The organism is Hymenobacter tenuis (assembly GCF_054780495.1).
In genome coordinates this window covers 1,846,889-1,859,842 of sequence record NZ_BAAGWF010000001.1, presented here as the reverse complement: position 1 = coordinate 1,859,842, position 12,954 = coordinate 1,846,889, and the positions used below count along the sequence as shown (strand labels likewise).

The following is a 12,954-nucleotide window of genomic DNA, read 5'->3' as shown; positions in this document are numbered from 1 at the left end:
GCGCGGGCCTGGTGTTTCTTTTAGAGTAAGGCTCTTCGTTATTCCACGATAGAAACCCGGACTTTTTTGCCTTTGACTTTGGCGCCAGCCAGCTTCTCCGCTACCTCGTGGGCTTGCTGGCGCGGCACGGCCACGTAGCTGTAGTAATCAAACACCTCAATGTGACCTACCTGGTCGCGGGCTACCCCACCCACATTCACAAAGGCTCCCACCAAGTCGTGGGCGCTAACTTTGTCTTTCTTGCCGGCTGATACGTGCAGGGTCACGTTTTCGGGGCGCGGCGCTTTGGGGGCGGCTGGGGGCAGCTTGGGCGCGTGCATTTCCTTCCACTGGATAGAAGCAGCTACCGGCCATTTCTTTACGTGTGCTTGCTCTTTCTCGGTGGCCAGAATGTGGGCCGTACCCTCGGCGCCGGCGCGGGCCGTACGGCCGGCCCGGTGCTGGAAGCCATCGGCTTTATCTGGCACGTCGTATTGGACTACGGTATCGAGCAGGGTTACGTCGATGCCGCGAGCCGCTACGTCGGTGGCTACCAGCACTTGGCTGGAACCGTTGCGTAGCTTTAGCAAGGCTTTGTCGCGCTCCGGCTGGGGCATTTTGCCGTGGAGCACTTCAGCGGCAATGTCGCGGCCTACCAGGAAGCGGGTGAGTTCCATGCACCGCTCGCGGGTGTTGCAAAAAATCAGGGCCCGGCCCGTTTCAGGCTGGCGCAGGATATGCAGCAGTGCGGCCGGCTTTTTCTCCACGGTGCCCACGTGGCCCAGAAGCTTCAGATTCTCGGGTAGTTCGTCGGTGTCTTGGCCGGCGTTTACAACCCGGGGGCGCGTGAGGTTTTTGCGAATCAGATCTACCACTTTATCCGACATCGTAGCCGAGAACAGCAACGTTTGGCGGCGGCGGGGCAAGCGCTTCACAATTTCTACTAGCTCATCCTGAAAGCCCAACTCCAGCAGCTTATCGGCTTCGTCCAGAATCAGAGTTTTAAGCTGGTTCGGGATAATGCTGCGGCGCTCGAAGTGGTCGAGCAGGCGGCCGGGAGTAGCCACTACGATGTGCGGAGCCTGGGTTAGGGAGGCGGTTTCCTCGCGGAAAGCGTGACCACCATAGAAAGCAGCTACCCTTAGATTGGGTAGAAACTTGCCGAGCTTCTTGAGCGCATCGCGCACCTGCAAGGCCAGTTCGCGGGCCGGTACCAGCACAATTACCTGTACGGCATCGGTTTTCAGGTCGATGAGTTGCAGCACGGAAAGGCCATAAGCGGCCGTTTTGCCCGAGCCGGTAGGTGCCTGCCCAGCTACGTCCTGCCCGGCCAGGGCCATGGGCACTACTTGCTCCTGCACGGGGGTAGGAGTCTGGAATTGCAGTTCTTCCAGGGCTTGCAGCAGTTCGGGAGCGAGGCCGAGGTCGGCGAAGGACGGGGTAGTCGAAGTCATAAAACGGTATTTCTCCTGCAAAGGTAGCCGTATTTTAAGTGGAGCAAGGAGAAGGGGCTGAAATGGCCCGTTTGCCGAGCGTTGGGCACCTCATTCCTGCATTCCGCGGCCTTACTCCACGATATCAACAAGCTTGTAGCGCACCGCGGAGGCTTTGGGTCGGATGTCATGGCCAGCGTAGTGGGCGTAGGCTTTCGTGAAACAGGCCCCGAAGTAGAAAATCATGGCCGAATAAAATACGAACAGCAACACCAGTACGACACTGGAGGCGGGGCCATAAATCGGGCCCAGGTTGCGCGGCACCAGCAGAAAGCCCAATAGGTTTTCGCCGAGGTCAATGAGCAGGGCCGTAAGCAACGCCCCGCGCAAAACGGCCTGCATAGGCACTTTGGCGCTACTCAGGTTCCGAAACGTTGCTGCAAACCACGCCGCCAGAATCAGGAGGGAAACCAGCTGGTTGACAATTTGAAATACGACGTAGCCAAACGTCGGATCAAAGTCGCGCGCGTAGTCGGACACGAAAGAAAGAGCCGCGTCGGAAAGAAAGGCAATAATGGAGAGGATGCCGGTAGCCAGCAAAAGCCCCAGGGAGCGGGCCCGCGCCTTCAGCACCTTGGAGAAACGGCCCGTATGGCGCTTGGGCCGAATCTGCCAGAGCTGGTTAAGGGAGCTTTGGATGACGCCAAACAACGTAGTGGCAATGAACAGCAGAAACACAAAGCCTAGCCACGTGACCAAGCGGCTGCGCTCAATGTTGCCTACGTTTTGCAGAATCTGTTCTACCAGCCCCGCCGCTGAGGCACCCAGTAGCTGCGCCAGCTTGGTGAGCAGCAGCTTATGCACTTGGGAGGTGGAATACAGGGAGCCCAGCACCTGAATCAGAATGATCAGGATGGGAGGTAGGGCAAAGGTGGTAAAGAAGGCGGTGGCCGCCCCAAGCCGCAGCGGGTCATTGGCACCGAATTCGCGGGCGGCGCGGCGCAGCAAAATCAGGAAATCGGTCCAGGGGTTGCGCCCGGCGTGGCCGGACTCACGTACTTTTGTCATTAGAGGCGCGTAGGCATCCGGCGGCACCCAGCCGGAACCCCGAACGAGTTGCGAAGGTAATGTCCGAGCGCCGCTTCCACTAGCTTCCGGGTGCTAACTTACTGTGCTGTGACTCAACCTTCTGTTCCGCCGCCTCTTACTAGCCCGCCGCCTGCTCCTAACCCCGGGTGGCTGCGGCGGCGCTTGGTGCAGCCCGTGCTTAACCTGCTGCGGCAGGGGCTCACGCCGCATCAGCTGGCCCTCACGGCCGCGCTCGGAACGGCGTTCGGGATGGTGCCCGTGCTGGGCGTAACCACGCTGTCGGCTACGTTTGCGGCCGTGCGGCTTCGGCTGAATGTAGCGGCCATCCTGCTCATTGCGCATCTGTGGAGCCCGCTGCAGCTGCTGCTACTTATTCCACTGATGCGCCAAGGAGCCAAGCTGTGGGGAAGCCACGGCCCGGAGCTGACGCTGGAGAAACTCAAGCAGCTATTTGCCTCTGATTGGGTGGGGGCGCTGCAACTGCTGTGGTATGCTATGCTGGGGGCGCTGGCCATTTGGGCCGTGGGGTGCCTCGTGCTATGCCCCATCCTGTACTTTCTGCTGCGCCCGATTTTGCGCCGTACCATGCGCCCGGCTCCCACGGAAACTGCTACCCCCTGAAAAGGCCGAAACCCTGACCTACGGCACTGGGCCGCTGGTCAGGGTTTCTACTAGTGGGGTGCCTAGTACCTGCTACGCGCGCTGGTAAACGGGCGTAGTAGTAAGCAGGTACTGGATGAGAGGCTCCTCGGAGTTCGGGTCAACCAGCATGAGGTCTACGAACTGCGCGCTGCCGATTTTTCCTTGGATGATCGGGCCCAAATCTTGCAGGAAAGCGGGGTCCTGCGATTCGGTGTCGAAGGCGAGAAGTAAGCGGGCCTGCTGCGGATCCTGCTGCAAACGCATCTCGGTGAGGTACACGTTGCGGATGTGGTCTTGGCTAGCGCTGTACTCACGCAGGGCTTCCAGTAGCTCGGTTGGCTCTGGCTCCGGCTGGTGCAACGACACTTGCATATCCTGCTGAGGCGGCATTTCGAACAACTGACCCGACAGCAGGGCCTGAACTTCATCAACAGGCAGTAGCTTGCCCACCGACGAGAACGGGTTCAGGGCGCAGTCGGCGCCTTGGGTCATCGTGAAGAAATCATGGCCGCGCAGGCGCATGTACGCCACGCTGTCCTGGGGTACGGCACCGTTGTCGAAGATGCGCTCTACTGCCGTAAACACAGCAATTTTGCCATCGTGCAGGGCCTGAAGCTGAATTTCCATGCCCTCAGTAGGGGTAACCTCGCCGGGCTCCTGGCCTTCGGCGGCTGCCATTACCACATATACTTCTTCGCCGAGCAACGCTTGGTAGAAGGGTGAGCGGAACTGCGGGTCCATGGCCGCCTGCATCAGCAACTGCTCCAGAATATTGAGCGGCTGAAAATCAGGAACCTGTGGCGTGGGTACTTCACCCTCATACGTGCCGGGCAGCGGAATAGGCGGCGCTGGAGGAATAAACGGCATAGAAGCCGGGGCCGGAGCCGGCGTAGCAGGTGCCTGATAGTTAGCTCCTTTATAGCGAGGGCCCGACGGCTTTGCCGATTCAGCAGGGGTAGTGGCAGCGCCCTGATCGGGGGCTGGGGTAGGAGTGGAAGCAGGAGCCGGAGCGTCCTCAGGTTTCTTTTTCAGGAAGTCAAACAGACCCATAACAAAACAAGCAGATGAAGCTGCAAGCTAATCAGGTTTACGGGAAGATGCACGCCTAAACCACCAGCGGCCCGACAGCCCGCGCAAAATAATTCAGGGGTTTTGCGGTGGCGGCAGGCTAGTAGAAATGCGAGCGGCTCAGGCGGCGCACAGCGCACTAGGCCCAGCAGCAGCTTAAACCCTACGGAACAGAAAAAGCCGCGGCAGCCCGAAAGCTGCCCGCGGCTTTTTCTGTAAGACTAGCTTGTGTCTGAACGCTCTAGCCCGTCATGCTGAGCATTCTGCGCATCAAGCAGAGAAGGAAGCTTCTCTCCTGCTGATGTTAGGCTAGTAACACAACTATGCGAGCAAGATGCCTCGGCTGACGGGCGCTAGATTACATATGACCGTTCAAGATGATCAAAAGCACTTTTCAAACACAGTCTAGTAGCTAACACCCGGCATTATTGTCCATCGGAGCCGTTGCAGCGGGCCAGCAGCTCGGAGGCTTCGCGGATGGTGTAGGGCTGGTTTTTGTTGCCCCAATTGGTTTGCAGGAAGTTCAGCAGATTCGTGATTTGCGAGTCGGTGAGGTCTTCGTGGCCGGGCATTACCTGGTTGTAGTCAACCCCATTCACCACCAGCGGCCCTTTCAGGCCCTTCCGAATAACACACGGCAGCTCGGCCCGGTACTTGGCAATGTAGTCGGCGTTGGCTACGGGCGGAATCAGGCGTTGCAGGCCCTGGCCCTGGTCGCCGTGGCAGCTGGCGCAATGCGTGGCATAGAGCTGCGCGCCTTCGTTTTTGCGCTCCGTGAAACAGCTGCTTAACAAGGTGCTGCCCACGGCCGCAGCCACCAGTCCGCGGCCCAACCCGCGCCACCACGGGCGGCTCATTTAGTGGCTACTTTTTGCTGTTCTGCTTCTTCTTTCAACAGCACGGGCAAATCTTTAATCAGGCGGTCTACTTCTTCTTTCACCATGCCATCATACAAACCCCGTACGCGGCGGTGCGAATCAACGAGGGCGAAGGTGCCGTTGTGGGCAAAGCCGCCTTCGGCTTGCTTATCTACTTCGGCACCCGTCATGTAGGCGCGGGCTAGCCCAAAAATGGTGTCGTGCGGAGCCGTGGCGAAGTGCCAGCGCGAGGCGTCCTGAATGCCCAGGCGCTCAGCATAGTCCCGCAGCACCGGAATGGAGTCGTGGGCTGGGTCGATGGTATGGCTCAAGAACAGTACGTTCGGGTTTTTCTCGTAGGCCTTGTACACGCGCAGCAGCTCGCTCTGCATTTTGGGGCAGATGCTGGGGCAGGTTGCGAAGAAGAAATCCGTCACGTAGACCTTGCCGGCAAAGGTTTGGTCGGTGATGGTTTGGCCGAGCTGGTTGGTGAGCGTGAAGGTGGGCACCGTGAACGGAATGGTATCGGGGGCGGCCCCGGAGGCGTTGCGCACCACATCAGGCTCCCCAAGGTAGGGCAGCTTGGCCTGGTCGGGCTTTTCGGTGCAGCTGCTCAGTAGCAAGGATATGCTAGCCAGGGTACTGATTAACAGGAAGCTAGTGCGGCGCAAAATAGGTCGGATCATTGGGCTGAAGATGGGGTGGCGGTGGTAGTCAGGAGCAGCTTAGCGGAGTCCTGACTACTTCTAAACAAACGACCAACAGAATCAATTCGCTGTTGTTGGACTGCGTAATAGGCCAAGCGTCGTGCTACGGCCACAGTATCCTGGGGGCGTCGGTAGTTGTGCATCCAGAACATCATGCCAGCCTCGGCGGCCAGCAGCGCGCGGCGCTGGCGGCCCGCGGCCACGGTATCGGCCGGAGGGGTTTTCTGGAGCTTAAGGCGCAGGGTGTAGAGCTGGTCCATTTGGGCCATCAGCTCATCATGGCGGGCTAGCACCGCCTTCTCGGCGTTTTCGGCCTTTTGCTCATCACTTTGCAGCGAGAGGCAACCCGAAAAAAGCACGAGCAACGGAAGGAATCGGAGCATTTTCACGCCGCAAAGGTAAGGCGCGATTAGGTGAGGAACGGATGAAAACCGTAACAGAATGCGACAGGAAACGGTTGAAGCTCGCAAGCAGCCTAGGAAAGCACCTCGGTAGTAACTTCTGCGTACTAGGCTCGTCCTTCCCTGTTACACTTTTCCCGAGTCTTCTACCTTTGAAGGCTGCTTCTCAGCCAGCAATTCGGCACTGGAAGGCCTCCTTTCACTAAACCAACTCCCTCATTATGGCCACATTTCGCCAAAAGGCAATGAAACTGCTTTACCCGCTTATTATGCGTCTTTCTAAGTCAAGCAGTAAGGGCAAGGTGTTGGAAAACAAGAAGAAAACACCCGCGCCGGTTTCGTTCTACACGCTCGGTAGTACGCTCAACAGCGGCCAGGACTTGTCGTTTGATGACCTGAAGGGCAAGAAAGTGCTGCTGGTGAACACGGCCTCTAACTGCGGTTTCACGAACCAATACGAGGAACTGCAGCAGCTTTCAGAGCGATATGCCGATAAACTAGTAGTGCTCGGGTTTCCGGCCAACGACTTTGCGGAGCAGGAAAAAGACGACGACTCCGCTATTCAGCAGTTCTGTCAGGTAAACTTTGGCGTGTCATTTCCGCTCATGAAAAAGAGCGTGGTAGTAAAGCAGCCCAACCAAAATCCCGTGTATCAGTGGCTCAGCAACCCCCAGCAAAACGGCTGGAACGAGCAGGCCCCCGACTGGAACTTCTCCAAGTACCTCATCAGTGAAAACGGCCAGCTGACGCACTATTTCGGTCCCGCCGTATCACCGCTTAGCGAAGAAGTAACCACCAGCATTAAGGCCTCAGGCAAGTAACTGAGGCTGCTTTGTACTAGGTGCCGATGGGGCTTAAACGGCTGATTTAGTGCTTCGTTGCTGTATATGTGCTGTCAACCCGGCTCTTTTCTACTCTGGAGTTTTTAAGCTCTATACTTAGGTAAATAAGCACTGTATCTCTTCCTACTGGGTCTCCTTCCATGGGGCTCTTGTAGACAAAATCAGACTTTTCCTGCCGCTGTAAAAAAGAGGTGCGAGTTTTCTGTATGCTACTCCAATTCTCACTGCCGCCGGCTTCATCATAATGAAGTGCTAATGGCACCGTTGCCACACATTGGTTCTGCTCATCGAAAAGTATTAAGTGTAGGATAGCATAGACTGTATTAATGTCCATGATTTCGGCAATGACTTCTGCATGTCGCTCGCCTATTGTAAGCGTAGTATAGCGGTGAAATGTTGTATAAGCGTCATATGCCTTTCCAGGAATATAACGCGAGTCTACTTTGGCAAAAAACTGCCGAAGAAGCAGAGTATCAACTCGAGGCAGGGCACGCAGGCTATCAAGAAAGCTTTGGGTTCCATCCAGCCGTGCCAGACTAAAAGATCGTGGTTGGAAAGCAGTTGTTCCTTGTTGAGTAACTTTAGCCTGCTTGTGTTGTCCATCACAAGCACTGAGTACTAAAAACAGGAGTAGCCAATAACAGGTGCTAAGACGCAGGCTCGAAAGTATAGTTGGTACCACTCTGCTGTGTAGATGAATTTCATGCAAAATAGTGGCATTCCACAAGGGAGTAGAAGATTAAAAATGCGGTGGCATCGAACGAGTTACAATGCCACTTTTTACTAGGTGCCAACGAGGCTTAAACCGCTCGTTATAGCAAACGAAAAGTACGCCATGCGGAGCCGAGCCGAAGCATGACGTACTTTTCGTTTGCTATCTACATAGCCTAGGTATTGACGGGGCGCAAACCGCCTGCGAGGCACCTAGCTCAAGGCATGCCACACCCACTCGAAAAGCAGAAAAATCAGCCAGCCCACTACTCCAAACACTAGCGCCAGAAACACGGCCAAGAGCAGCAAAATGCCTTTGCCACTGCCTTGGTGTTTGCCCTCGGCGTAGTGCTCCCGCAGGAGCCGCACGTTGCGGTTGTTGGCTTTATAGGCGAAGTCGAAGATGTTGCCCAGCACCGGAATAGCACCGATAAGGGTGTCGAGGAGCACATTGAAGGCCATACGCACCACCAACTGGCCGCTGGCGCCGTGGCGCATCATCGTCAGGATGAGGGCGCCCGAAACGGCCAGGGACGGCAGGCCTCCCACCACCGGAATCAGGCCCATTAGGGGGTCGAGGCCGAAACGCCAGTTGGTACCGGGTACCCGAAACTGGCTGTCGAGCAGGTGCGAAATGCGCTCAACCCAACGCAGGCGTTCATCTTGATCAAAAGGAATAGACATGGGAAAGAAGCAGAACGGGAGGGAGAAGAATAGCCGGAGCGGCAACAGGCCTGTTATACGGCGCGTACAGGTTTTTGCAGTGTAGGAGCCGCAGATTTGGCAATTCCCTTGACGGGATGAAGCGGGCGGCTACCAACTCAGGTTAGCTCATGTATTCTGTACCACACGCATTCACGCTATGAAAACACGCAATCTGGGCCGCGAAGGCCTGCAAGTTTCTGCTCTCGGCCTTGGCTGCATGGGCATGTCGGATTTTTACGGCCAGCCCAACGATGAGGAAAGTACACGCACCATTCATCGGGCCATTGAGCTAGGCATTACTTTCTTTGATACCGCCGATATGTACGGGCCTTATACCAACGAGGAACTGGTAGGCCGGGCCCTGAAAGGACACCGACCGCAGGTAGTGCTGGCTACCAAATTCGGGATTCAGCGCGACCCAAACGACCCTACCAAGCGTGGCATCAGTGGCCGCCCCGAGTATGTGCGCCAGGCCTGCGAAGCTAGCCTGCGCCGCCTAGGCACCGACTACATTGATTTGTATTATCAGCATCGCGTAGACCCCGAAACCCCCATTGAGGAAACGGTGGGAGCTATGGCCGAGCTAGTGAAGGAAGGCAAGGTCCGGTACCTGGGCCTCTCGGAAGCCGCACCCGACACGCTCCGCCGCGCCCATCACATCCATCCTATTTCGGCGCTGCAAACCGAGTACTCGTTGTGGAGCCGCGACCCGGAGGATGAGATTCTGCCTACCTGCCGCGAGCTGGGCATTGGGTTTGTGCCGTATTCGCCCCTAGGCCGCGGGTTCCTGACCGGGCAGATTCAGCGGTTTGAGGACCTAGCTCCCGATGACTACCGCCGCCACACGCCACGCTTTCAGGGCGAGAACTTTCAGAAAAACCTGGACCTAGTGGCACGCATCAAGGAAATGGCTACCGAAAAGGACTGCACCCCAAGCCAGTTGGCGTTGGCGTGGGTGCTGGCGCAGGGCGAGGATATCGTGCCAATTCCGGGTACCAAGCGCGTCACGTATCTGGAAGAAAACGTAGGCGGCGCCGAACTGCTGCTGTCGCTGGAGGACCTGGCTCGCATCAACCAAATTGCGCCCCAGCACGCGGCCGCCGGACAGCGCTACCCCGATGCCATGATGAAATCGGTGAACGGATAACACAAGAATAAACAGCCCATCAGGTGGGTTTGACGTGGTGGTGGGCCTAGGCCTGGAAACCCGTCAAACTCACCTGCTGGGCTGTTTTCTAGCGACGTACGGGCGGGAGCAAATCAATCCAGCCGTCTTCACTGACCACAATGGCTAGCACTGGGTAGCGGCTGCTTTCTACGTAACGTAAGGCTGAGTTATAACGGGAGCCGCGCGAAGAGTCGCCTTTGGCCGTAGCCAGCCCGTCCAGAATCACTCCGATGGCGTAGCAGGTGCCAGCCGGGTCAATCAGCACGGCCCCATCAATGTTCGTGACTAGGCGCAGTACGGAGGGTGTCATGAGGCGCGGCGAAACCCGGAAACACTGCCGCGTGAGGCGGGCCGCTTCCTGAGCCGCGCCTTCCGAAATTACCAGAATGGTACCGTTGGTTTGGGCGGTAGCTTTCAGGGTGAGTTCCCACAAATAGGCCGCCCCAGCCGCGTCAGTGGCCGGAAATACGCGCCGGATGGCATCGGCAAAGTTGTTTTCATCAACGGTGCCTTGGGGCAGGCGTGGTGTGTTCGACACCACTTTCATCATGATTTGGGCGTTGTGGCTAAGCTCCCAGCTGTAGTGCTTGGTGAAGTGCACCGTGAACAGGGCCTCGTACTGCGGGTCGGTTGGCTCTACCAGGTACCCTAGGCCGAACACGTCGGTGGCATCGGTCAGGAGGGCATTGCGGTCTTCGCTGAGCTCCAGCAGCTTCCGGATGCGGCGGTAGTCGCGCAGTGGAATGGGGGAGTCCAGCGTCAGGATGGGCACTACGGCCGGGTGGTTGCGCCGGGAGATAATCATGGTGCCTACGCCTTCGTCGCCCTCGTGGCGCAAAGCCGCAATGCCGTTGCAGGCATCGTAGAGCCCATGTGAGCCCGCCGCGGCCCGTAGCATAAAGCGCCGGCCTGCCGCGCGCAGCACCTCGTTGTAGTCGCGGTCGAGCACGGGGCGGTCGTCGGTGGTATCTGACTCGCGCAGGGCCCGTGAGGCATCCTGCAGAAACTCCTGAATAGTAGCCGCCAGCAACGACGCCGGCCGACTAGGCCCCGCCGGGCCCGGAAGTGCATAATAGCTGTGGTACGCCTCCGAAGAAAGCTGCAACACTACCACTACCAAGTAGTTGCCCACCCCAACGGGCAACGAGCAAAAGGTAACGCGCTCCTCGCGGTGCGTAACTACTAAGTCGTTGAGGGTATGTTCGGTGGCTCGGCGCAGCAGCTCGTACCAGCGGTGTTTTTCGTACTGATCGTGGTCGAGGGGGTGCAGATGGTACACCATTTCCCGCGGGCCATCCGGCTCCAGAGAAGCTGCTCGTTCCTTTACGGCCGCAAACTCATGCGGGCGGTAGCGGTGCGCGGCCGGCTCAATCACCACGCCTTCCGGCACATCGGCTTCGCGGACCGCGGCCAGCCCCAGCAGAAACACCTCCGGCTTCAGGCTTCGGTCCAGCAGATTAAAGACACCATCAGCCGAGAGCTGAGCTGAAACGCGGAATAGACTTTGATTTTCCCACATAGGGGCGAAGGGCGGGCGAGAGGGGAACGCAAAGCAGGAATTACGAAAAAATCAGCCGAATGATCGAAAACCTGAAAAGAAAAGCCCGATTTTTCAACCTTTTACCTGTTTACGGGTTATCAGCAAGCCCGTTCGTAAGCTACTGCTTGGCAGTTTGTATGGTGGGGCGTATCTTCAGGAAGTTTCACGCCTTTGCCCCGTCGTGTCATGTTCGTAGATTTACTTATTGCCGGCATTTTTGCCATGTCGTTGCTACCGATGACCACGGGGTACTGTGCCTATAGCTACGGCCGCTCGTTTTGGTTGTGGTTTGCCCTCGGGTTGTTTCTGCCCATAATTTCCTACTTCGTGCTGTTTGCTCTGATCCTGCGTCAGCAGCTCGATCATGGCCAGAATTTGCTTACCGAAGCCAAGGCCATTCTGGCTGCTGCCGAGGAAGCCGAACGCATTCAGAACGAACGGTAGCCTAGCGTTTAGTTGCTGCCGGTTGGCTGCCCAAGGCTAGCTAGTACCCCGCGTGCCACCCAGGCCCCGGTGCTAAAGCAGCCTTGCAACAAATAGCCCCCTGTCGGTGCCTCCCAGTCCAGCATTTCGCCGGCCACAAATGTGCCGGGACGCTGCCGCAGCATCAGGTGCTCATCTACCGCTTCCCACGCCACCCCACCCGCCGTACTAATGGCCTCATCAAGCGGGCGCAGGCCCGTAACCGGAATAGGCAGGTGCGTGAGCAGGTGAGCCAGAGCGGTGGGCTCAGTGGGTAACGGGCCGGGGTGTAGCTCCCGCAGCAGAGTAGGCACCGGTGGCTTTAGCTTCAGCGTATCGGCTAGAAACGAGGCTAGTGATTTCTCTGCCCGACGCCGGGCCAGCTTCTCCAGCAATGCCTCAGGTGCTAGGTCGGGTTTGAGGGTGAGCCGTAGGGTAGCGGAGCCTCCCGTAGCCAGGGCCGCGCGCAGCGCCGGCGTAAGGGCGTACACAGGCGTTCCTTCCAGGCCGTAATCGGTCAGCATCAGTTCGCCCCGAACAGTTTGCGCCCCGCAGCTTAAGGCCACATTTTTGAGCGGCTGACGGCCCACTTTCTCTTTAAAGAAAGCCGACCATGCCACTTCCGCCCCGCAGTTGCTGGGCGCGAAGGGCACGCACGTAACCCCAATTTCCTCTAACGCTGCCACCCAGCTGCCGTCGGAGCCAGTTTTAGCCCAGCTAGCTCCGCCCAAAGCCAGCACGGTAGCGGTAGGCTGCACCGTAGTTTCGGTGCCTGTTGTTTCATCGCGCAGCCGTAGGCCATGTGGTCCCGCAAAGCCCAGCCAGCGCTGGCGCGTTCGGATGGTAACGCCTAGGGCACTGAGCCGCTCCAACCACGCCCGCAGCACGTGCGCCGGCTTGTGCTCTTCCAGCGGAAACACCCGTCCGCTGGTCCCAATGAAGGTAGCAATGCCCAAGTCCTGGGTCCAGGCGCGCAGGTCGGCGGGAGAAAAGTGCTCCAGAAAGCGGGCAAACTCAGCCTGGCGCTGGGCATAGCGCGGCGCAAAAGCCGGCAGGGGCTCACTGTTGGTTAGGTTGAAGCCGCCATGGCCGGCCACTAAAAACTTACGCCCTACCGTGGCCTGGGCCTCATACACCGTCACGCGGCAGCCCGCTTCGGCCAGGCGTTGGGCCGCCAGCAGGCCGGCCGGGCCGCCCCCAATAATTGCAATCCAAGCAGGTGCCAGCTCAGCCGTTTGATCCATCGTGCAAAGGTAGAATGCCGCCGCCAGAGCTAGGCTACCACGGCCCGCAGAAAGGCCTAGCGGCGCGCTAGGTGCCGCGGGCTCCCTATCTTGGGCAGCTTGAGCC

General features: G+C 58.1%; 14 protein-coding genes. 4 read left to right on the top strand and 10 right to left on the bottom strand.

Annotated features, from left to right (window positions below):
• Window positions 1-38: 38 nt before the first annotated feature.
• Window positions 39-1,433: a DEAD/DEAH box helicase gene (locus ACYVGU_RS08150; RefSeq protein WP_460621633.1), complete on the bottom strand. Its 1,395-nt coding sequence runs from the start codon at window positions 1,431-1,433 to the stop codon at window positions 39-41.
• A 111-nt stretch (window positions 1,434-1,544) separates the two neighbouring features.
• Window positions 1,545-2,480, bottom strand: a complete 936-nt coding sequence (locus ACYVGU_RS08145; protein WP_460611604.1) for a YihY/virulence factor BrkB family protein — start codon at window positions 2,478-2,480, stop codon at window positions 1,545-1,547.
• 108 nt (window positions 2,481-2,588) lie between these two features.
• Between ACYVGU_RS08145 and ACYVGU_RS08140 the strand changes: the two genes are divergently transcribed.
• On the top strand, window positions 2,589-3,122 hold the full coding sequence (locus ACYVGU_RS08140) for a DUF2062 domain-containing protein (RefSeq protein ID WP_460611605.1): 534 nt from the start codon (window positions 2,589-2,591) through the stop codon (window positions 3,120-3,122).
• Between the two features lie 72 nt (window positions 3,123-3,194).
• Here the strand turns inward: ACYVGU_RS08140 and ACYVGU_RS08135 are convergent, their stop codons facing one another.
• The 4 genes from ACYVGU_RS08135 to ACYVGU_RS08120 all read right to left on the bottom strand — a co-directional run bounded on the left by ACYVGU_RS08135 (window position 3,195) and on the right by ACYVGU_RS08120 (window position 6,158).
• Window positions 3,195-4,193, bottom strand: a complete 999-nt coding sequence (locus ACYVGU_RS08135; RefSeq protein WP_460621632.1) for an enhanced serine sensitivity protein SseB — start codon at window positions 4,191-4,193, stop codon at window positions 3,195-3,197.
• Window positions 4,194-4,636: 443 nt separating this feature from the next.
• Window positions 4,637-5,068 carry a c-type cytochrome gene (locus ACYVGU_RS08130; RefSeq protein ID WP_460621631.1) on the bottom strand — a complete coding sequence of 144 codons (432 nt, stop codon included), beginning with the start codon at window positions 5,066-5,068 and terminating at the stop codon, window positions 4,637-4,639.
• A complete protein-coding gene (locus ACYVGU_RS08125; RefSeq protein WP_460621630.1) occupies window positions 5,065-5,754 on the bottom strand; it encodes an SCO family protein in 690 nt (229 codons plus the stop codon). Before ACYVGU_RS08125 ends, ACYVGU_RS08130 begins: the two co-directional genes overlap by 4 nt.
• Window positions 5,751-6,158, bottom strand: coding sequence for a hypothetical protein (locus ACYVGU_RS08120; RefSeq protein ID WP_460621629.1), 408 nt, complete (start codon window positions 6,156-6,158; stop codon window positions 5,751-5,753). The genes ACYVGU_RS08125 and ACYVGU_RS08120 overlap by 4 nt, the downstream gene beginning before the upstream one ends.
• 287 nt (window positions 6,159-6,445) lie before the next feature.
• On the opposite strand from ACYVGU_RS08120, the gene ACYVGU_RS08115 reads away from it, so the two are divergent.
• Complete coding sequence (locus ACYVGU_RS08115) at window positions 6,446-6,997, top strand: glutathione peroxidase (RefSeq protein WP_460621628.1); 552 nt, start codon at window positions 6,446-6,448, stop codon at window positions 6,995-6,997.
• A gap of 46 nt (window positions 6,998-7,043) precedes the next feature.
• On the opposite strand, the gene ACYVGU_RS08110 is transcribed toward ACYVGU_RS08115, so the two are convergent.
• Window positions 7,044-7,745, bottom strand: coding sequence for a hypothetical protein (locus ACYVGU_RS08110; RefSeq protein ID WP_460621627.1), 702 nt, complete (start codon window positions 7,743-7,745; stop codon window positions 7,044-7,046).
• A gap of 197 nt (window positions 7,746-7,942) precedes the next feature.
• Window positions 7,943-8,413 carry a DUF4112 domain-containing protein gene (locus ACYVGU_RS08105; RefSeq protein ID WP_460621626.1) on the bottom strand — a complete coding sequence of 157 codons (471 nt, stop codon included), beginning with the start codon at window positions 8,411-8,413 and terminating at the stop codon, window positions 7,943-7,945.
• 178 nt (window positions 8,414-8,591) lie between these two features.
• On the opposite strand from ACYVGU_RS08105, the gene ACYVGU_RS08100 reads away from it, so the two are divergent.
• Window positions 8,592-9,581 (top strand): aldo/keto reductase, encoded by a 990-nt coding sequence (locus ACYVGU_RS08100; RefSeq protein WP_460621625.1) that lies wholly within the window; start codon window positions 8,592-8,594, stop codon window positions 9,579-9,581.
• A gap of 88 nt (window positions 9,582-9,669) precedes the next feature.
• Here ACYVGU_RS08100 and ACYVGU_RS08095 read toward each other — a convergent pair whose 3' ends face one another.
• Entirely contained in the window at window positions 9,670-11,121 is a 1,452-nt protein-coding gene (locus tag ACYVGU_RS08095; protein ID WP_460621624.1) for a diadenylate cyclase, read from the bottom strand.
• A 207-nt stretch (window positions 11,122-11,328) separates the two neighbouring features.
• Between ACYVGU_RS08095 and ACYVGU_RS08090 the strand changes: the two genes are divergently transcribed.
• Window positions 11,329-11,586, top strand: coding sequence for a hypothetical protein (locus ACYVGU_RS08090; RefSeq protein WP_460611614.1), 258 nt, complete (start codon window positions 11,329-11,331; stop codon window positions 11,584-11,586).
• Between the two features lie 8 nt (window positions 11,587-11,594).
• Here ACYVGU_RS08090 and ACYVGU_RS08085 read toward each other — a convergent pair whose 3' ends face one another.
• On the bottom strand, window positions 11,595-12,848 hold the full coding sequence (locus ACYVGU_RS08085; protein ID WP_460621623.1) for a BaiN/RdsA family NAD(P)/FAD-dependent oxidoreductase: 1,254 nt from the start codon (window positions 12,846-12,848) through the stop codon (window positions 11,595-11,597).
• Window positions 12,849-12,954: the final 106 nt, after the last annotated feature.